General features: G+C 46.7%; 21 protein-coding genes and 1 riboswitch. Of the genes, 13 read left to right on the forward strand and 8 right to left on the reverse strand.

Annotation, left to right across the window (positions count from 1 at the left end):
• The first annotated feature begins 106 nt into the window (after positions 1-106).
• From ACO05Z_RS13570 to thiE, 8 genes are all read left to right on the forward strand, one after another.
• On the forward strand, positions 107-400 hold the full coding sequence (locus tag ACO05Z_RS13570; protein ID WP_421902707.1) for a YhdT family protein: 294 nt from the start codon (positions 107-109) through the stop codon (positions 398-400).
• Positions 397-1869 carry a sodium/pantothenate symporter gene (gene panF / locus ACO05Z_RS13575; protein ID WP_421902708.1) on the forward strand — a complete coding sequence of 491 codons (1473 nt, stop codon included), beginning with the start codon at positions 397-399 and terminating at the stop codon, positions 1867-1869. Before ACO05Z_RS13570 ends, panF begins: the two co-directional genes overlap by 4 nt.
• Before the next feature lie 141 nt (positions 1870-2010).
• Positions 2011-2679: a phosphate signaling complex protein PhoU gene (gene phoU, locus ACO05Z_RS13580; protein WP_421902709.1), complete on the forward strand. Its 669-nt coding sequence runs from the start codon at positions 2011-2013 to the stop codon at positions 2677-2679.
• 93 nt (positions 2680-2772) lie between these two features.
• Positions 2773-2875: riboswitch (TPP riboswitch) on the forward strand.
• Positions 2876-2933: 58 nt separating this feature from the next.
• Positions 2934-3134, forward strand: a complete 201-nt coding sequence (thiS, locus tag ACO05Z_RS13585) for a sulfur carrier protein ThiS (RefSeq protein WP_421902711.1) — start codon at positions 2934-2936, stop codon at positions 3132-3134.
• Between the two features lie 5 nt (positions 3135-3139).
• The gene (locus ACO05Z_RS13590; RefSeq protein ID WP_421902712.1) at positions 3140-3916 is read left to right on the forward strand and encodes a thiazole synthase; all 777 of its coding nucleotides are present in this window, start codon (positions 3140-3142) and stop codon (positions 3914-3916) included.
• 6 nt (positions 3917-3922) lie between these two features.
• On the forward strand, positions 3923-5044 hold the full coding sequence (gene thiH / locus ACO05Z_RS13595; protein WP_421902713.1) for a 2-iminoacetate synthase ThiH: 1122 nt from the start codon (positions 3923-3925) through the stop codon (positions 5042-5044).
• Entirely contained in the window at positions 5041-5664 is a 624-nt protein-coding gene (gene thiF / locus ACO05Z_RS13600; protein WP_421902714.1) for a sulfur carrier protein ThiS adenylyltransferase ThiF, read from the forward strand. The genes thiH and thiF overlap by 4 nt, the downstream gene beginning before the upstream one ends.
• A gap of 9 nt (positions 5665-5673) precedes the next feature.
• A complete protein-coding gene (gene thiE, locus ACO05Z_RS13605) occupies positions 5674-6324 on the forward strand; it encodes a thiamine phosphate synthase (protein WP_421902715.1) in 651 nt (216 codons plus the stop codon).
• A 98-nt stretch (positions 6325-6422) separates the two neighbouring features.
• Here thiE and ACO05Z_RS13610 read toward each other — a convergent pair whose 3' ends face one another.
• On the reverse strand, positions 6423-6929 hold the full coding sequence (locus ACO05Z_RS13610; RefSeq protein ID WP_421902716.1) for a hypothetical protein: 507 nt from the start codon (positions 6927-6929) through the stop codon (positions 6423-6425).
• Between the two features lie 132 nt (positions 6930-7061).
• On the opposite strand from ACO05Z_RS13610, the gene ACO05Z_RS13615 reads away from it, so the two are divergent.
• The 3 genes from ACO05Z_RS13615 (at position 7062) to ACO05Z_RS13625 (ending at position 9065) form a co-directional block, all read left to right on the forward strand.
• Entirely contained in the window at positions 7062-7391 is a 330-nt protein-coding gene (locus ACO05Z_RS13615; RefSeq protein ID WP_421902717.1) for a hypothetical protein, read from the forward strand.
• A gap of 62 nt (positions 7392-7453) precedes the next feature.
• Positions 7454-8212: a substrate-binding periplasmic protein gene (locus ACO05Z_RS13620; RefSeq protein ID WP_421902718.1), complete on the forward strand. Its 759-nt coding sequence runs from the start codon at positions 7454-7456 to the stop codon at positions 8210-8212.
• A 94-nt stretch (positions 8213-8306) separates the two neighbouring features.
• Positions 8307-9065 (forward strand): substrate-binding periplasmic protein, encoded by a 759-nt coding sequence (locus ACO05Z_RS13625; protein WP_421902719.1) that lies wholly within the window; start codon positions 8307-8309, stop codon positions 9063-9065.
• A 65-nt stretch (positions 9066-9130) separates the two neighbouring features.
• On the opposite strand, the gene ACO05Z_RS13630 is transcribed toward ACO05Z_RS13625, so the two are convergent.
• The 5 genes from ACO05Z_RS13630 to ACO05Z_RS13650 all read right to left on the reverse strand — a co-directional run bounded on the left by ACO05Z_RS13630 (position 9131) and on the right by ACO05Z_RS13650 (position 15679).
• Positions 9131-10042 (reverse strand): formate dehydrogenase accessory protein FdhE, encoded by a 912-nt coding sequence (locus ACO05Z_RS13630; protein ID WP_421902720.1) that lies wholly within the window; start codon positions 10040-10042, stop codon positions 9131-9133.
• A 148-nt stretch (positions 10043-10190) separates the two neighbouring features.
• Complete coding sequence (locus tag ACO05Z_RS13635) at positions 10191-10925, reverse strand: 4Fe-4S dicluster domain-containing protein (RefSeq protein WP_421902721.1); 735 nt, start codon at positions 10923-10925, stop codon at positions 10191-10193.
• Between the two features lie 21 nt (positions 10926-10946).
• Positions 10947-13988 carry a formate dehydrogenase-N subunit alpha gene (fdnG, locus tag ACO05Z_RS13640; protein ID WP_421902722.1) on the reverse strand — a complete coding sequence of 1014 codons (3042 nt, stop codon included), beginning with the start codon at positions 13986-13988 and terminating at the stop codon, positions 10947-10949.
• A gap of 188 nt (positions 13989-14176) precedes the next feature.
• Positions 14177-14971: a hypothetical protein gene (locus ACO05Z_RS13645; protein ID WP_421902723.1), complete on the reverse strand. Its 795-nt coding sequence runs from the start codon at positions 14969-14971 to the stop codon at positions 14177-14179.
• Positions 14972-15010: 39 nt separating this feature from the next.
• Positions 15011-15679 carry a Crp/Fnr family transcriptional regulator gene (locus ACO05Z_RS13650; RefSeq protein WP_421902724.1) on the reverse strand — a complete coding sequence of 223 codons (669 nt, stop codon included), beginning with the start codon at positions 15677-15679 and terminating at the stop codon, positions 15011-15013.
• A gap of 81 nt (positions 15680-15760) precedes the next feature.
• Here ACO05Z_RS13650 and ACO05Z_RS13655 point away from each other — a divergent pair, with 81 nt between their 5' ends.
• Positions 15761-16462, forward strand: coding sequence for an HAD family hydrolase (locus ACO05Z_RS13655; protein ID WP_421902725.1), 702 nt, complete (start codon positions 15761-15763; stop codon positions 16460-16462).
• A 12-nt stretch (positions 16463-16474) separates the two neighbouring features.
• Positions 16475-17071 (forward strand): HD domain-containing protein, encoded by a 597-nt coding sequence (locus tag ACO05Z_RS13660; RefSeq protein WP_421902726.1) that lies wholly within the window; start codon positions 16475-16477, stop codon positions 17069-17071.
• Positions 17072-17195: 124 nt separating this feature from the next.
• Here the strand turns inward: ACO05Z_RS13660 and ACO05Z_RS13665 are convergent, their stop codons facing one another.
• Positions 17196-18728 carry a hypothetical protein gene (locus ACO05Z_RS13665; protein ID WP_421902727.1) on the reverse strand — a complete coding sequence of 511 codons (1533 nt, stop codon included), beginning with the start codon at positions 18726-18728 and terminating at the stop codon, positions 17196-17198.
• A 44-nt stretch (positions 18729-18772) separates the two neighbouring features.
• Positions 18773-20398, reverse strand: a complete 1626-nt coding sequence (locus ACO05Z_RS13670) for a metallophosphoesterase (RefSeq protein ID WP_421902728.1) — start codon at positions 20396-20398, stop codon at positions 18773-18775.
• Positions 20399-20512: the final 114 nt, after the last annotated feature.

The raw sequence follows: 20512 nt of genomic DNA on the forward strand, positions 1-20512 counted from the left end.
TCACAAAAAACTTGCTTTTATCATCTCCATAAGGCACTCAAGCCGCGGCGTCGTTAGCACGCCGAATCCACGCAACCATAAACTTTTCACCTCGAGGCCAATCACCATGGACAAACAACCCAAGGACTGGCGATTTGCGCAGGCCAACAAAGAAGCCCTGCTCACTCTTGGCGCTTACGCCCTTTACTTTATCTGGTGGTACGTCTGTGCCTACGGCATGGGTAGCGGAGACCCGGACCAGTATGAATATGTATTCGGACTTCCGGAATGGTTCTTCTATAGCTGCATAGTGGGCTACCCGCTCATTACCGTACTCCTCTGGGCTCTGGTCAGATTCAAATTCAAAGATATGCCCCTTGATGAGGAAGTTGACGAGATCAATGAGGAGAAGCAGTCATGAACAATACAATGATGACCGTCATCCCGGTAATTCTTTATCTGGCGATGTCATTCGGCGTGGCTCTCTGGGCACGCAAAAAAGCCGAATCCACAACATCCTCCAAAGGCTTTATCGAAGATTATTTCATCGGTGGACGCTCCATGGGCGGAATGGTGCTGGCAATGACTATAATCGCCAGCTACACCAGTGCCAGCAGCTTTGTGGGCGGTCCAGGCGTAGCCTACAAACTGGGCCTCAGCTGGGTCCTGCTGGCCATGATTCAGGTCCCGACCACCTTCCTGACCCTTGGAATCCTCGGCAAGCGCTTCGCCATCATGGCCCGTAAGACTGATTCCGTAACCATCACCGACTTCCTGCGCGCCCGTTACAAAAGCGACGCCGTGGTTATCCTCTGTTCCGTGGCCCTGATCGTATTTTTCATGGCTGCAATGCTGGCCCAGTTCATCGGCGGAGCAAGACTGTTCCAGACCGTGACCGGATATCCGTACATCATAGGCCTCGTACTCTTCGGGATCAGCGTGGTTCTTTACACCGCCATCGGCGGTTTCCGGGCCGTGGTACTTACCGATGCCATTCAGGGCATTGTCATGGTCGTGGCTGTGGTGGTTATCCTGCTGGCGGTAATCAACGCAGGCGGCGGCATGGAAAGCTGTATTCAGTCCCTCAAAGCCATTGACCCCGGACTGATCACCCCCACCGGACCAAAAGATGCAGTACCGCAGCCATTCACCCTTTCCTTCTGGGTGCTGGTCGGTATCGGTATCCTCGGCCTGCCCCAGACCACCCAGCGCTGCATGGGCTATCGCGACTCCAAAGCCATGCATGACGCCATGATCATCGGAACCCTACTTATCGGCTTCATGATCCTTTGCGCCCATCTTGCCGGAACACTGGGCCGGGCAATCCTCCCCGAACTCCCGGCAGGCGATCTGGCTATGCCCTCACTCATCGTGGAACTGCTCTCCCCGGTATGGGCCGGAGTATTCATTGCCGGACCGCTGGCAGCCATCATGTCCACCGTGGACTCCATGCTCCTGCTGGTCTCCGCAGCCATCATCAAGGACCTCTACATCCACTACCGCCTCAAGGGAGATGCCTCACGCATGACTCTGGTCAGCATCAAAAAGATGAGCCTGATCTGTACCGTGGTTGTGGGACTGATGGTCTTTGTTGCTGCTATTGAGCCGCCGGATCTGCTGGTCTGGATCAACCTTTTCGCTTTCGGCGGATTGGAAGCAGCATTCCTCTGCCCCATTGTGATCGGGCTGTATTGGGATAAAGCCAATTCCACCGGAGCCATATCCTCTATCGTCATCGGCGTGGGAACCTTCATTGTGCTGACCATCATGAAGCCTGCCATGGGCGGGGTACATGCGATTGTGCCCACGACTCTGGCTTCCCTGACAGCCTTTGTGCTCGGTTCATATGCCGGGTCTGGCAAGGCGAGAAATCAGCAGGTAGCTGGATAACATCCACATATCCACTCCCCCGCAACACGGACGACATGTTTTTGTAACAAAGATAACGTATTCGCTATCAGCTATGCATGTTTGAAAAGACTGCACTTAAATCAAGAACAGCCCTCCAGTCCGGGCACAGGAGTGAATGATATGGATATGCACCACCCTCTAAAAGTATATGAAGAGGAACTTGCCGACCTTCAGGGACTTGTCCTTGAACTTGGAAATCTCGCACTCGAGCAGTTGAACAAGGCTATTAAGACTTTTGAGGACAATGACCCCGAAAAAGCTGAAGCCATCATTAAAATGGACGAAAAGATCAACGACCTTGAACATGAAGTAGACAAAATGTCCCTCATGATCATTACCAAGATGGAACCCAAAGCCGCGGATCTTCGTTACGTCCTGACTGCCAGCAAAATCGCCTCTGACCTTGAGCGCATTGCCGACTATGCCAAAAGCATTGCCAAGAAGGGAAAGCGCGGATTTGCCGAAGAACACGCCCAACATCTGGGCTATGTCCAGCACATGGGACAGGAACTGACTGCCATGCTGACAAGCATCCTTGAAGCATTCAAGGAACTGAGCGTAGAGAAAGCCCTCGACGTCTGGCACAGCGACAGCAATGTCGATGCCCTGTTCAAGGAAGGTGTAACCGGAATGAAAGACTGCGTGGAAGCTGAAGACCTCGAAGGAAAGGGCTTCATCTCCCTGCTCTTCACCATGCGCTGCCTTGAACGTGTCGGCGACCATATCACCAACATTGCCGAGCATATCTACTTTATCAAATATGCCGAGTACTTTGCCGGGAAAAAATAAATCCGGCTAACGTAAAATCATCACAAAGGGGAGCGCTGATGCGTTCCCCTTTTTCTTTTTCTCTTTACACGGACATCGCTTTTGAATAACCTTTTCCGCAGCTGGGGGTGCCTTATCTGGCTGAGATGGCGTAATAGCCTGTCCCTTCGAACCTGATGCGGGTAATCCCGCCGTAGGGAAGCTGCATAGATTCTGTTGTTATATCTATTGTTGCGCTCGCCCTACGTGGTGAGCTTTTTTTTTACGGAGTGAAAATGATCGTAAAATTGAACGGTAAAGAAGCTGAACTGGCCGAAAACATCACCATCCTCGAACTGCTGGAATCCAAAAATCTCACACCGGAAACCGTGGTTGTTGAAATCAATATGGAAATCATCCCGGCTGAAAACTACGGCTCCACACAAATAAATGACGGGGACCACCTCGAAATACTGCGCTTTGTAGGCGGAGGTTGATTACAATGAACAACGATATTTTCAAACTGGGCGGCCTCGAATTCAAAAGCCGCCTGCTGACCGGAACAGGCAAATACGCCGACGATTCCGTAATCCCGGATGTCTGTGAAGCTTCCGGCTCCCAGATCATCACTGTGGCACTGCGCCGCGTTGACCTTGAATCCGACACCGGAAACGTCATGGACTTCATTCCCAAGCACATGCAACTGCTGCCCAACACCTCCGGCGCACGCACGGCTGAGGAAGCGGTCCGCATCGCCCGCCTTGCCAAGGCCATGGGCTGCGGTAACTGGATCAAGATCGAAGTAATTTCCGACAACAAATACCTGCTCCCCGACGGCTACGAGACCGCCAAGGCAACCGAAATCCTCGCCAAGGAAGGATTCGTGGTCCTGCCCTACGTGAACGCAGACCTGTACATCGCCCGTTCACTGGTTGATGCCGGGGCTGCTGCAGTCATGCCGCTTGGCGCGCCCATCGGAACCAACCGGGGACTCAAGACCCGCGAAATGGTCCGCATTCTGATTGATGAAATCGACCTGCCGATCATTGTTGATGCCGGAATCGGACGCCCTTCTGAAGCCTGCGAAGCCATGGAAATGGGTGCTGATGCCTGTCTGGTCAACACCGCCATCGCCACAGCATCCGATCCCAAGATGATGGCTAAGGCTTTCGGTCGGGCCGTAAAAGCCGGACGCGAAGCCTGCCTCTCCGGTCCCGGAGCAAAACACAGCCATGCCAAGGCTTCCTCACCCCTTACCGGATTCCTGCACGAAGGATAAAATAAAATGAGCTTCTATCCCATCTGCGCCGAATACAACGACGCCCCCCTTGCCGAGCAATTCGGCTCTGTAACTGAACACGATGTCAGGCGCGCTCTTAACAAGACAACTTTAAGCCCCGAAGACTTTCTTGCCCTGTTAAGCCCCGCAGCAGTTCCCTTTATCGAGGAAATGGCCGCAAAAGCCAGCCAGCTGACTTTGCAGCACTTCGGCAGAACCATTCAGCTGTTCACCCCGCTGTACATGGCTAACTTCTGCACCAATAAGTGCGTATATTGCGGCTTCAACACCAAGAACAAAATCCCCCGTTCCCAGCTGGGACCGGAAGAACTGGAAAAAGAAGCCAAGGCCATTGCGGCCACCGGGCTGAAACACCTGCTCATCCTCACCGGGGACGCCCGGGCCAAATCATCCCCGGAATACATAGAATCCGCCGTGCAAATCCTGCGTAAGCATTTTCCGTCCGTATCCATTGAGATCTACGCCATGACAGAGGAAGAATACGCCCGTCAGGTGGAAGCAGGCGTGGACGGCATGACTATGTTTCAGGAAACCTACAACGAAGAGCTTTACCCGGAACTGCATCCCGCAGGCCCCAAGCACGACTACCGCTTCCGCCTCGATGCCCCTGAACGAGCCTGCAAGGCCGGCATGCGCGTGGTCAACATCGGTGCCCTGCTCGGCCTTGATGAATGGCGTCACGATGCCCTGAAAACAGGCATCCACGCCGCCTACCTGCAGAACAAATATCCAGAAGTGGACATTGCCGTGTCACTGCCGCGCATCCGCACCCATGTGGGCGATGCTTTCACTCCCAAATCTATCGTCAGCGACACCGCCCTTGTACAAAACATGCTGGCCCTACGCATTTTCCTGCCACGCTGCGGAATCACCATTTCCACCCGCGAGGCACCTGATTTCCGCGAGAATATCCTCCCGCTGGGCGTAACCCGCATGTCCGCAGGAGTATCCACCGAAGTAGGCGGACACACTTGTGACGAAGAGGAGAAAGTAGGCCAGTTCGACATCAGCGATGAGCGCAGCGTAGACGAAATGTGCGCAGTACTCCGCAAACATGGCTACCAGCCCGTTTTCAAGGACTGGCATCCCTTGCAGGAAGCATCGTGAACCGCGCGGAACAAGGCATAAGCAAATATCTCGGTGAGGACTGTCTGCGCTACCTGCAAACGGTCCGCATCGGCATTGCCGGGACCGGGGGATTGGGGTCAAACTGCGCCATGCACCTTGTGCGCAGCGGATTCAAGCAATTCACCATTGCCGACTTTGACACCATTGAGGAATCAAACCTCAACCGCCAATTCTATTTCATGGAACAACTAGGCAAAAGCAAGGTCGAAGCTCTCTGCGAAAACCTGAAATCCATCAACCCGGACCTCGACATCACTGCCCATAAGGCCGCAGTAAGCCGCGAGAACGTGCATGAACTTTTCGACAGCTGCGATGTCATCATTGAAGCCTTTGATGATCCCACAGCCAAAAAAGCAATGGTGGAAGCCTTTCTGTCCACGGGCAAGCTGCTGGTCACTGCCTCAGGCATGGGCGGCGCGGGCAACACGGATGAGATCAAAACTCGCAAGATCCGTGACAGCTTCTACATTGTCGGGGACATGAAAACCGAGTGCAACGAAGAGACCCCGCCCTTTTCACCGAGAGTGGCAATCTGCGCCGCCAAACAGTCCGACATTGTACTCAGCCATTACATGAACAAATTCCAAGAAGACAAATAGGGATAACTAATGAGCACCAGAAAAATCACCCGCCAGAACATCCTTGATACCGATATCTACTGCCTGACCGCCCTGAAATTTTCCAAGGGCCGCTCCAATATCGAAGTTGTCCGCGAGATGCTGGACAGCGGAATCAAGCTGATCCAGTACCGTGAGAAGGAGATCAAGTCCGGTCAGAAATACGAAGAATGCATGGAAATCCGCCGCATGACCCGCGAAGCCGGAGCCGCCTTCATCGTCAATGACGACATCGACCTCGCCATGATGGTTGAAGCGGACGGCATCCACATCGGGCAGGAGGATTTCCCGGTACATGCAGTGCGTAAGCTCATTGGTGATGAAATGGCTATCGGCCTCTCCACCCACGCTCCCGAAGAAGCCCTCGCTGCCGTGGAAGCTGGTGTGGATTACATCGGCGTAGGTCCGATCTTCAAAACCTATACCAAAGACGATGTAGTTGATCCGGTAGGCTTTGAATACCTCGACTGGGTAGTCAAAAATATAGATATCCCCTTCGTAGCCATCGGCGGCATCAAAGAGCACAACATTGCCGAAGTCATGAACCGGGGCGCAAAATGCGTGGCTCTCGTTACCGAAATTGTCGGCGCAGAGAATATCGGCGGCATGGTCAACGACCTGCGTGCTGCAATGCCTAAATAAATTTCAAATCGGAACCACTCACAAGACAACACCCCTGAACCGAAATGTAAGTAAGCTCCGGTTCAGGGGTGCGGGGTTGGTTAGATTATTAAATCTGACTAGAAAGGCTGGGAATTGTTCAGAGGGTCATTAACATCTGTACCGCCACCAGTCCAAGAGCGAACTCTCCAAATCGATCCGATCAAAGCTTTACGTAGTTTCGAATCATCCGCAGACCACTCAATGGTAGCATATCCTGCTGTCCTTTTAATTCCGGAGCAAGGCATCATCCAGTACAAACGTGTACTGTGAGCCGGAATTTCAAAATCCCCAGTTCCAGAGACTACTGTCGGGAAACTACCCTGTCCGCCTTTAACAACTTTACTAAGATGAGTGAGATCAACATCGTCATGGTCATACACTCTTACTTTGCACTTAATTGTCTCACCCGTAATGTTGGTTAATATAATTCTGGGCAACATCTGATTAGTTGAACTTATGTTCATATAGACAATTCCCGGAACGGTTATACCGCCCTGCGGCACAAAAGTACCCTGCGCCATCGCCCCGCCGCTCATCAGCAGAACCATTGCCAGTGCCTGTACAATCTTCATTGCTTTTTTCATTGTTTCTCCTTAACAATTTCATTGTGTAAAATGAGACACATTAACCGACACAAATATAATCGGAATAAAAGGCACTATCTTTAGATAAAATCTAAACTTTTTCACAAAATACCCACGTAGAAGCGCTGAAACATGTTCAAACAAAAAGAATGGCTATTCTCCGGCAAATCCGGCGAAAAACACCACTTCGGCATATTCGCCAAAACCCGCCCTATTCCTGAATACGGCGGAATCTACATCCTCGCCTATACGCACCCACGGGGGCACCGGGCCGGGTTCAAGGTCAATATGCTTTATGTCGGCGAGACGGATAACTTCCGCAAAAGACTTGCCGATCCGCCACAAGCTGACTGCTTGTGGGATGGCTGTTGGAATTGCATTTACCTGCTGAAACTTGATGATACGGATGGGAGAAAAGTAACTCTTGCGGATTTGATTGCGGGGAATGAAATTGCATGTTGAACCACCAATCTTGACCGTTTAATATATCTCTAAACTATCGTTTTCCAGTGAAAGGACGTTCCATGCGCAAAAAAATTCTCATCTTTACCCTAGTACTGCTCATAGCCATGACTGGTTCTGCAGCCGCGCACTCGCTACGTAATACAATTTTCATCACCGAAGAGCTCCCTCCATATAACTATACTGAAAACGGTAAGCTGACAGGCGCCAGCGTCCAAATTTTAGATGCAGCCCTTGATGCTGTCGGAATTGAACAACCTGCAAACACAATTCGTGTCTACCCATGGGCAAGAGGCTTCAAAACGACTCTTAAAATTCCAAACACATGTCTCTTCAGTACGGTAAGAACCGACGTACGCGAAAAAAATTTTAAATGGGTAGGTCCAATCGCAGACGTTAATCTGATCTTCATATCTAACAAAAATGGATTTAAAATCGACAATCTGGAAGAAATAAAGAAATACTCCGTAACAACAATCAGAGAAGGCATTGGCCATCAAATCCTAAAACGGGAAGGATTTTCCGATAAACATATAGACCTATCTGCCGACATCTCAACCATGGTTGAAAAAATAAAAAGAAACAGAGTTGATTTCCTCCTGGAGAGTGACAATGTAATTTATCAAGTATTGGAAAACAAAAAAATTAACAGCTCAACATTCAATAAATACTACACCCTTAATTTCGGACAACTATACTTTGCTTTTAACAAAGAAACAGATGACTCTGTCGTATCCAGACTTCAGGAAGGGCTGAATATTATCCGGAAAAATGGAAAGCTCGATAAGATTCTCAGCAAATTACCAGCAAGAAGCAACTGACGGCACACACAAAACCTCCCCCATATTGAACCCTAAAAAGAGCCTATTCAATTTATTAAGAATCTGCGCTACAATTCAGCATATGAGGGCTAACATGCTGAAAAAGATATTTACCTGCACAATACTGCTTTTTACTTTTCTATCCGGGACAGCAATGTCTCAATCTTTGGAAAACACTTTCTTTATTACAGAGCACCTTCCGCCATATAACTATAAAGAAAACAATATGCTAAAAGGAATTAGCGTCAGAGTGTTATTAGAAGCCCTTAATGCCGTAGGGATAAAATATTCACCAGAAAAAATAAAACTATACCCTTGGGCAAGGGGATATAAAACAGCACTGAGAACACCGAATACATGCCTTTTCAGTACAGTCAGGAATGAATTTAGGGAAAATAAATTCAAATGGGCAGGACCGATAACAAATGCCACTCTGACATTCTACTCAGATAATCATGGGATAGAGATTAATAGTATGGAAGACCTCAAAAGATATTCCATAACAACAGCAAGACAAGGCATTGGACACCAAATACTTAAGCAGGAAGGATTTCCAGAAAACAAGTTGGACACATCTAACGAAGCTTCTTCGATGCTTGAAAAATTGGAAAGAAAAAGAGTTGATATAGTACTGGAAAACGAGAATGTAGTTTACCATACTCTGAAAGGCAAAAAAAGGGTCTGGAAAAGCTTAAAAGAGCTATATGTACTGGACTTAGGTGAAATTTACTTTGCCTTTAATAATGACACAGAAGATCATGTAGTAGCCAAGCTTCAAAAGGGCATCGATATAATCCGGAAAAATGGCAAGCTAGAGAAAATAGTACAAACGATCCCTAAAAATAAAAATTAACACACGACAAAGCCGCCGCAACCTTACAGGATGCGGCGGCTTCTCATTTCATTTTCCGACAAAGTCTACAACACATTCCAAGGAGTCTCAGCCAAAGGTTGGTAATCCTTTTCCTGCGCGTGAATATCAAGATGAACAAGCCCCAGCGGTGCCACACGCGGGTCTGGCTGGTCCGTGAGTTCACGGGTGTCGATGGTTACGAAGTAATGCTTGCAGGATTCACAGACATCCACACGCTCGTTATTACGCTCCTCGGCCTGCAGATATCTAAGTTTCTCAATATCCTCATTTTCACACCATGGACAAGTATTGCGCTTGAAACGCCATTCGTGCCCGCAACAGGAACAGTGCAGCCAGCGCTGACCGCCGTGTGACTTGAGATAGGCATTGTCATCACCTGATTTCTTGAGCAGGGCCAAATCGGGGAAAGTGCCGCAGACCGGACAATATCCCTTATGCCAAGCCATATTCTCAATGGCCTTGGCTGCATCAGGCTCCATGCGGGTCATGAACGGTTTAAGGGCCATGGTTCCGATAAAGGCCAAAGTCTGATCATCAATCTTCCACTCTTCAATCAAGGAACGCAGCAGCTTGCCGTCCTCATCCCAAAGAGCCTTGGCAAGATCATTAAAATTTTCAACTTCACCCACTGCGACGACGATCTCATCCACCTGCTTGGAAATAGCAGGCAGTCCTTCTGAAACTGCCCCAGCAACCAGCATAAACACTTCTCGGTACTTATCGCCAAGCTCCGGCAGTTCCATATCTGCCAGCAGCGCAACCCCCTGCTCAAAGCGCGGGGCATATGCTTCCGGGATTTTATAGCCATTCCAATCCGCCAAAAGATTATCTGCTTTTCCCAGAGCAATAACCAACGGCCCGAAAGCATCAAAAATATTTTCTAAGGCAGGCATTTTCTTACGCAAAGCAAGAAGCCCAGCCTGAACGTCACGTTTTTTCTTATTGGACTTGGTCATTATATTCATGCTCCTGAAAATCGAAATTTATCTGAAAATTACCGTCAAAACGGCAAAGCCCTAATAAAATATTTTGGGATTCTTAAACCCTTTTTCAAAAGGGTTTAAGGCCCCCGGCAGGGCCGCCGGAGGCCTATTGTGCTACTAATTATCCAAACATGCGTTTTGCAGGCTTGGCGAGATTAGCGAGAAACTCTTTGCGAGTTACGCCGTTGCCGACGCCGGAAGCGTCTGCGGTAACATACTCGTAATAGAGTTCAGGTTTATCCTGCACCAGATAGATGACATTAACTTCGTCAGCGTCAATAACTTCTGCATTAGGATAGTCTTTCTTGACCCGCTCAAGAGCTTTTTCAGCCAGAGCGACCATTTCTTCACGTTCACCGAAGTTCATGGTGCCGGTAGGACAGGTCTTGACACAAACAGGTACGAGTCCGGCCTGCTGGCGGTCAATACACATATCGCACTTGGTCAGCATTCCGGTACCGGTATTACGGCGCGGAATGTTGTAGGGACACGCTTCGGTTATTTCCTGACACTCATCAGCAGCAAGACGCTTGGTCTGGTCGGTAAAGATAACCGCTCCGGTATCTTCATCCTTAATGACCGCACCAGTGACGTATGCATCGGCAATGTCCTTGCAGGGAGGCACATCGCAGTGGCGGCACTGGTCAGGGAAGAAGTACCACTCGACCTTACCGTTGATGCGATGCTCGCTGAAACGGACCAATTTGTAGTTAAAGGGGTTCAAGTCCGGCGGGTTCTGATGAGAACCGCGCTGCTTGGTTTCTACTGCGGGCAGATCGTGCCATTCCTTACAGGCAACCTGGCAACCGCGGCAAGCCGTACATCTGGAGGTATCTACAAAGAATGCTTTAGGCATGTTTTACTCCTTGGTTGCAGGTTACTCTTCAATCTCGGTGAGCTTTTTCGCTTTGCGAACGTTCACCAGACAGGCCTTGTACTCGGGAATGGTGGTGTTGGGGTCACCGACAGCCGGGGTGAGGCGGTTGGTGGCATCACCGCAACCTTTACTGGTCCAGCCGAAGCAGAAAGGCATACCGACTTCGTGGACGGTATCGCCCTTGATTTCAAACGGAGTCATACGCACAGTAACCATGGCGATGGCTTCAACCTTTCCGCGGATACTTTCAACGATAACCGGATCGCCGTTTTCAATGCCCTTTTCCTTGGCTAGTTCAGGACTCATTTCCACGTAGAGCTGAGGTTCAGCTTCCAGTAATACCGGGGTGTTTCTAGTATCACCGCCACCGCACCAGTGCTCGGTCAGACTGTAAGTGGTGAGTACGATGGGGAAACGATCATCAGCAGGCTTAGCAAGCTTGTCCATGTCACTGAACACACGCTTGTAAACCGGGCTGCTGAGCTGACGAGAGAAAGGATGGCTCTTAATGGGAGTTTCCACCGGCTCGTAATGCTCGGGGAAAGGACCATCCTGACGACCGGGACCGTAAAGCTGCCCGTGACCTTCCTTACGCATGATGAAGGGATAGCGGCCCTTACCGGTCGCGTTCGGCGGCCATCCGCCATCAGGAATATCGCCTTCCCACTTGGAACCGTTCCATTCGATAACAGCCTTTTCAGGAGCATAAGGCTTACCGTTAAGGTCTACGGATGCACGGTTGTAAAGGATACGGCGGTTAACCGGCCAGCACCATGCATAGTTGGGGTAGAGATTGATCTTGGCCTGCATGGGAGTCTGTTCCAGACTGCGGCGCTTGGCTTTGTTTCCGCCTTCCTCAGTGTAACTGCCTGCGTAGAGCCAGTTAAAGGAAGATGTGGAACCATCGTCTGCCAGAGCAACGAAGGAAGGTACCTGCTGGCCTTTTTTGTACTTCTTGCCCTTGAATTCCACATCCTTGGTGAAACGGCCGTTGATGCGCTGGGCCATATCTTCGGCATCGTAATAGGCAGGCCAGTCAAGGGAAAGCAAAGGTTCGGGGTAGGTTCCGTTCTCTTTATTATAGAGACGGCGTACGTGGTTGATGATATCCACATACATTTCACCCATGCTCTTGGATTCGCCCATGGGACGGCAGGCTTCATAGTGCCAGAGCAGCCAGCGGCCACTGTTGGAGATGGAGCCGGCTTTTTCCGCACGCTGGGCGGAAGGCAACAGGAAGACCTCAGTCTTGTTCTGGGTAGGATCAACGCCGGGGCGGTGCCAGTTCTCGGAAGTCTCGGTGTGGTGGATTTCACCCACAACCAGCCAATCGAGATTATCAAGAGCCTTACGGGTCTTGTTGGAGTTAGGCACACTCATGGCCGGGTTGGTTCCGAAAGCAAAACCACCCTTGATCTCACCTTTGTACATGCGGTCAAAGATGTAGATGTAGGAGTAATCTTCACCGTCGTCTGCCTTGGGCAGCATCTGGTAACCGAAGCCGTTATCTACGGAAGCATTATCACCGCGCCAGGCCTTGAGCAGGGATGCCATGTACTTGGGCTTATGCTGCCACCAGTTGGCACTTTGAGGATCGTGGGAAATCGGGGTGGTTTTCTCCACGTATTCTTCATAAGAACCCATACTGGCTTTTGGCATAGGCAGGTATCCGGGCAGAATATGCCAAAGGATACAATGGTCAGTGGACCCCTGTACGTTAGGCTCACCGCGCAGGGCGTTGATACCGCCACCTGCTACACCGATGTTACCAAGCAGGAGCTGCAGGATGGCACTGGAACGGATGTTCTGTACACCAACTGTATGCTGGGTCCAGCCCAGTGCGTACATGATGGTACCGGACTTATCTTTCTTACCTGTGGAAGCGAATTCCTTGTAGACTTTGATCAGGTTATCCTTGGAAACACCTGTGGTCTTGGATACGTTGGACAGGGAGTAACGTGAGTAGTGCTTCTTAAGCAGCTGGAATACACAGCGGGAATCCTTCAAGGATTCATCGCGCTTGGGTACACCGTCTTTATCCAGCTCAAAAGCCCATTTGGATTTGTCATATTTACGCGACTTCTTGTCGTAACCGGAGAAAAGTCCTTTAGTGAACTTGAAATCCTTACCGACGATGAAGGCTGCGTTGGTATAATTGGCAACGTATTCCTTGAAGAACAGATTGTTATTCAGGACATAGTTGATCATACCGCCCATGAAGGCAATATCGGTTCCCGATCTCAAGGGGACGTGGAAATCACACCTTGCGGAAGTTCGGGAGAATTTGGGGTCAACATGCATAACCGAGGCACCTTTGTCCTTGGCCCGCAATACCCATTTGAAGGAGATAGGATGGTGCTCTGCGGCGTTACTACCGATAATCAGGATAGAGTCCGCATTTTCAATATCGCACCAGTGGTTGGTCATCGCACCGCGCCCGAACGACTCTGCCAGAGCCGCAACTGTTGCGCTGTGTCAGATACGTGCCTGGTGATCAAAATGCACCAGGCCGAGGCCGCGTACACCCTGATGGACGACTGCACACTCCTCGTTATCCATCTGTGATGTACCAAGATGGAAAATTGATTCTACACGGTTGACTTCCTGGCCCTTGGCGTTGAACCGTTTGAAGTCCGCATCACGTGTTTCCTTTACGCGCCGGGCAATGCGGTCAAGCACGAAATCCCAGCTCTTTTCTTCCCATTTAGTGCTGTAAGGAGCACGGTACAGGGGTTTCTCAATGCGGTGGTGACTGTTATGCATGGCGAGCATAGCCGCACCCTTAGCACAGAGAGCACCTTCACTGACCGGATAATCCGGGTCACCTTCAGTGCTGACAATCTTTCCGTCCTTGACATGGGCGATAAAGTGACAGCTGACCGAACAGAACGGACAGATGGAGATCACTTCCTTCGCACCCTTGATCTTCAACCCGGCAGCATAAGCCTGCGTCGGGGAGAGATCGAGTCCCAGCTGGCTCATACCGATACTTGCGACACCAACGCCCGCAAGTTTCATGAACCCTCGCCGTGAAATGTTCATGGGATCCTCCTCAGTTTACATCAGGCTTACAAAACCGACCCGAAGAGCCGCCTAGACCTGACAATTACTTTGATGATCCCATAGAATCTCAACTAAAAAATAAAGTCAATAAATCGAATATGTTAGAAAAAACACATATGAACACTATTTGTTATCCCAAAGTTCCTGATTCAATTATATTCTTAGCTTTAACTACCTGTAGATACTGCTTGACACCTAGGTGACTTCTTGAAATCCAATTTAAGATTTTTATGCCAAAATGACGGGTGCTTCTTAGCTATACAAACAGGCCCTTCATAAAAACTGTCCAATTTATCAGACACATAACCTCTAAGACTGAATGTACACGCATTAACTATTGCGATAGCTTTATATTCTTTAATTAGCGCACAAAATTCATCTTCCACCTCAGGCCATAAAATTTTCCATATCTTGTCCCGCATTGTTCTAACACCCGGAACATTTAACTCCTTTTTATGAAGAGAATATAATGATGTTTGGTATGGTACAGGATTGGAAAGAATGACTTGAAATTCTTTGAATCTACGATCCATCTTTTTAATTAAATTTGATTTGTTAAGCAGATCTTCAAGCAGCGATTCAATTTTATCTCCAGTTTCTTTTTGCGCAGGAGCCTTTGGCCACACTTCATCATTTTCACTCATCCCATACTCATACTTGTGAGGCGACTCAAGGATGATTACAAGTGATGGTTTTTCAAATATAGGAGCAATATCATTGAAAGAACTTTTGTTGAAGATATCATCCTTTGTTTCATTTTTATGCAAAACAAATTTATTTGCACAAACTTTAACTGTATATCTACAAACATCGTCAACTTTCATGCTTACATCAAACAAAAAATCTAAATCAACAACACCATTTTCTGCATATCCTTTAAGTAATTCAATTTGACGATGAGCATGCTTCTCAACTCCATACTTATGTTCACGAATTTTGATATACTGCACAGTTTTACTCATAAGCCTATCCGCCTCTAACAGCATGCCCAATGCCGTTTTTTATTTATTCTCATGCAACTCCATCAGCCGATCAACCTCATCAATGGAAATAATTTCTATTTCCTTGTTCGGAGCCAGAATATTCTTATCCTGCAACCCCTTAAAGATACGGTTGATACTGCGCAGGCTGGTGCCCAGATAATTAGCGATTTCCTCTTTTGATATCTGCAAAACCCGCGAGCCGTGCTCCTCAAACTGCATCTTGATCATCTTCAGTACTGAGTATTCAAGGGGGTAACTCAGGTTCACTGCCGCCCTTCTGGTGAATGACTGCAAACGAAATGAAAGAATGCGGTTGACCAGCAAGGCGAAGCGATGATCTTCCGCCAGCCATGTTTCATAATCAGCAGGCAGCACCGTAGCCACCCTACACTCTTCCAAAGCAGTAACCGAACAGGCCGCCAGACTTCCGGTCAAAGCCTCAACCTCGCCAAGCAGCTTGCCCGGACCTTCCAAGGCCACAAGGTACTCACTGCCCTTGGCCATATTCAGATGCACCTTCATGCTTCCACTGAGGATAATGAAAACCGCATCCGGCACCTGCCCTTCCACTATAATTGATTCACCGGGACGAACTTCCATTTCACGTTGTTTTTCCGGACTGCTGCTTTTCCTTTCCCCGTAAATTTCAAGAAGCTCTTGGGCCAATCCGTTCTCAATTTCCTTCATAATTATCCGCTGAGGACAAATGTCCTTTTTAATTTTTTCGCCTTACCGTATCCCCATGCAGAACCAAACAGGAGAATACCAATGTTCAAGAATAATATAAATGTAGTGGCCTTTGACGCTGACGACACCCTCTGGATCAACGAACCCATATTTCAGGAAGTCACAGCCGAATTCTGCAATATGTTTCTCACATACAATGAGCCGGGAGCAATCGGCAAGATGCTGGAGGAAACCCAGTCACGCATTATCCCGGTCATGGGCTACGGCTCAAAACCTTTTACAATCGCCATGATCGAAACCGCTGTGCAAATCACCGGAGGCAAGAACTGCGCCAAGGAGATCAACAGAATTATCGAGCTGGGCAAGAAAATGCAAAGCCATCCTGTGGAACTGCTGGACGGTGTCGAAGACGTGCTGGATAAGCTCGCCGCAGATTTCAAGCTAATGCTCATCACCAAGGGCGACCTCATGGAGCAGGAACGGAAAATCCAACGTTCCGGTCTGGCCGACTATTTTTCCTGCATCGAGATAGTAAGTGAAAAAGACGAGCGGACCTACAAGAAATGCCTAGACTTCCACGACATCTGCAAAGATGAATTCTTGATGGTCGGAAATTCCGTAAAATCCGACATTCTCCCGGTAGTAAATATCGGTTCCAATGCAGTGCATATCCCCTTCCACACCACATGGTGCCACGAATGCGTGGATGAGGCTGCACTTGAGGGCAAAGAGTTTGTAACCGTGGAGCACTTCGGGGAGCTGCTGCCCATTTTGAGCGCCTAGCAAGGAGCAAAGATGTTTAGAACTGACGACAATTCCATATACAACCTGCTGGATTTCCTGCGCCGTGCAGAGGGCTTAAAGTCCACCCTGCGTACTACTTGGACCCGCAACGGCAGGCAGGAAAGCACAGCCGAACACAGCTGGAGGCTCTGCCTGCTCGCCATGCTGGTCAGCCACAACTACCCGGAACTTGATGCCCTGAAAATCCTGCAACTGTGCATCATCCATGACTTGGGCGAAACCATAAACGGTGACATTCCCGCGCCGGAACAGGTCGGGGCAAGTAAGGAAAAAGAAGAGCAGGAACGAACAGACATGCTAGACCTGCTCCGTCCCCTGCCTGCTGAGCTACAGCAGGAGTTAATGGGACTATGGGAAGAGTACGAGTACGCCAAAACACCGGAAGCACGGATAGTGAAGGCACTTGATAAGCTGGAGACCTTATTACAGCAGACCCAAGGTTTGAATCCCCCTGATTTCGATTACAAATTCAATCTTGGGTATGGGGTGAAGTATACTAGAGTTGATGAGTTTATATCTGGTTTGCGGGATATTATTGATGAGGAGACTGAGGGATGTGTTTTGGCGCGGGGAGATGATTTGGGTTGATGGGATCGTATTTTTTCGCGATATTTTTTTAAGGCGGACCTGAGTGGGTAACTCAGGTTCGCTTTTGTTGGCTCTTAATTTAATAACGTACGCAATAAATAGATTCATAATTAACAAAACAACGCTAAGAGTACATTTTTTTCAAGGACTTATACACATTATCTTTATACGAACTTCTCTGTTGATGTGAGCTAAAATTCGAATCTACAATATGCATCATTAAGTCAACCTGAATTTTGATCATGCTTTCCTTGTTGTGTTTAGAATATTCATCCTTATACAAAAGGCACACAACACATATTTTATGGAAAAGTATTTCTATAAGATGATCATTCTTAACACTATTCACAAAATCACTTAGCTGACTTATATACCGAGAGTTATTAGGAGACATACCATGTAAAATAAACAGAAATGCAAAGATTTCGTAATCGTCTTTAAGATCTGATACATCTATTTTATCAAAAACCTTCTCTAATTTCTTTGAGTTGATAATTTGAAAAAAGACATCCGTCCTTATAACGGGCATTAAGACTAAGGAAAAATATTCAAGATCGCTCGATATTTTATCCCAAAACTCATCGGAATTAGCCAACTCTCTCATTTGCTCATCATCAGACTCATTTTTTATTTTTTCAATAATCTCCGGCAATCTCGGCAATAATTCCCCAAACTGAATCGACATAACTTCTATCATTGCCATATTGTACGAAAGAATTTTTCTAAAAGCATCAATCTTAAAATTTACTTTTGGTAAAAGGTCTGTATTTTTGAGGACAATTGCAGCTGTATCCAAAACAATTTGAAAGTGTATCCCTGCATCTTCTTCATTAAAACCTTCGGAACTTTGCTCCAATGCATAATTAGAATTATCTTCACTGAGCAAGTTATCAATCATCAAGTCATCTATTTCACTTGTATCATCTCTTTCATCTCTAGAAACTACTTCTGTATCTATAACATCGCCCCCCTCTTCTTCTACTGAGTTAAAATCAATTCTACGGCATCTAGACTTAGCTTTAGTGAACACCATTTTTTTGCCATTACGTAAAATTGGATCAATTTGCTCATCATATTCGTTAGCCAATTGCGCGAGAAGACTATTCAGCAAAGCTTCTGCTCCACACTCTCTATCAAAACCTGCAACTAACTTTATGGCTTTAGGTGAAATATCTACCTCAGGAATAGTCTGAATTCTTTGTAACAACTTAGGATCACTAATCGCTTTTTTAGCTAAAAAATAATCATAGAAACACTTTAAAAACAAATAGACTTCATTATCTTTTTCATCAATCAACTTAGAATTTATGAGATAATTATAGAAGCTGGGCCCACTCACAGATTGACTTCTTTCTCCAAAATATTCTTCGATCTGCTTCATAAAATCACTCACCTTCAGAGACATTCTCCCTTGCGCATACATCTCTCCTGCAAAATCAGAAAGAAACCCCTCTCTCAAGCGATAATCAGCTAATCCACCTGAAGACAAATCATCTTGATCCTTTTTCAATAATGTCTCGACAAACTTTTCTAACAAAGAAGCTTCGTTTGCCGGTATATAGTCAGGTTGACTCTCAAAAACATATAAACACAAAGAAAGAACATAAGGCGTCATATGCAAATCAAGATTAGCTGAGAATTCAGCTATCTTCTTCACGATTGAATCTGTATCTCCCTCTTTGTTCACAAACCATTTTTCTACTAAGCTTCGTACATGCACGCTTTGAATGGGTGTATATAGAGTTTCACAAAATTAAATGAGCTGATTCTCTTCGCTAACTCATCCAGCGCCTTCTCGTAATCTTCTTGGAGTGAAACGATGACACGCACTCCAAATTCTTTTTTTATTTTTGCTAATTCCTCAATCAATCGTTTGGAAAAGATAAAATTATCCAACAACAAAACTACATTGGCCGACTTCAGCAACTTCTTAGTTTCAATTTTATTCTTACCAACTAAATATGAAAGTGATTTAATTATTTTCTCCTTGTCTTTAGGCAAGGAATTGACATCAACATAAAACGCCATTTTTCTCGAAATATTAAATCGGTACTGCAAATATGATAAAAATGACGTCTTCCCTGAATTTTGTTTACCAACAACGATATAGTTATCGTCTGAATTCAAAATGCCATCTTCAGTATAGATTTTGTCTCCCGAACCAGACTTAGCCAAAGAATCTGCACGCATTAAACTCGGTGACACGGATCTAATTTCAGGAAAAACGTATATCTCTTCAACTCTCTGTGGTGCAAAATCACTTATCTCTGAAACTAAGGCTGGATAATTTAACTCAAGTTGTTCGAAAACCTTCAAATCGACAGGGCAGCTATTCGCTGTCAACTCAGTCTCGACAGTCCAGATACCACCCTTACCCATATCATTGTTTGAATCAAAAGACTTCCGTAATTCAAAATATTTTCTATGAATACAATTTAAATCATTATTGTGGAGAGCCAAAGCGGTATAACCATGATACGCATTCGCATAATCGTCATTGCAAAGGGCACCAGCTTGCAAATTCACACATGCCCCTTGGGGTTTAGATAATTTTGATGAATCATGCTCATGCATATGCCCACACAGGAACATCGCTTTGTCCCACAATAACTGGTTTTGAATATATTGCTTATCGAAATCAGATAACCACTCCAAAGGATGGTGTGCTAAAACAATTTTCACATCTGCTTCACACGATTTTACGTAATCATTATACTGTTTTTTACCAATCAACATTTTACCTTCATCTTCATCGCCACCATAAGCAATCCATGAAGAACATAGCGAACTAACACTAATAGTATTGTTCTTAATCATATATTCTTTACAAAAGGATATTTGACCTTTGAATTCTTGAAGGCTCGTATTTGAATAAAAATCATCTCGTGCTTCCACAAAATTTTTCAAGGTAGAGTATATGACATCATTACTGAAACCGACCTTAGTTTGATATGATTCAAGTTTTTCTACATCATTATTTAAAAAACTAATCCCTGCTACTTTTTCAGCATCAAAACAACTACGGTCGACCTCATGATTTCCAGGGCAAATAATAAATTTATCTCTTTCAAGCCCAACTGTTTGCAAAATATCTACAGCAATATCGTCAAAGAAATTAATAATAGAAACAGGATCTCCGCCGTCAAAAACAGCATCACCAGTAAAAAATATTAAATCAGGGCTCCAGTTAAGTTCCTCTCTCAACTCGACTAAATCTTTTTTAAGTGCCTTAAGATTATCTTCAATCTTACCCAAATTTCTATCGGCCAAATGCAAATCAGAAAGATGCAACATATTCAGTGAGTTAGTAAAATCAAAATCGCCCATCAATAAATCTCCAAACTCTTACAGATTTTTTATAATAATGTAACTGCACGAAATTTACACAACATTATTTATTTAGACCAGCGTTTTATAGATAAAATGATAAATATCAATACT

Origin of the sequence: Maridesulfovibrio sp., assembly GCF_965230075.1 — a bacterium.
Lineage (GTDB): Bacteria > Desulfobacterota > Desulfovibrionia > Desulfovibrionales > Desulfovibrionaceae > Maridesulfovibrio.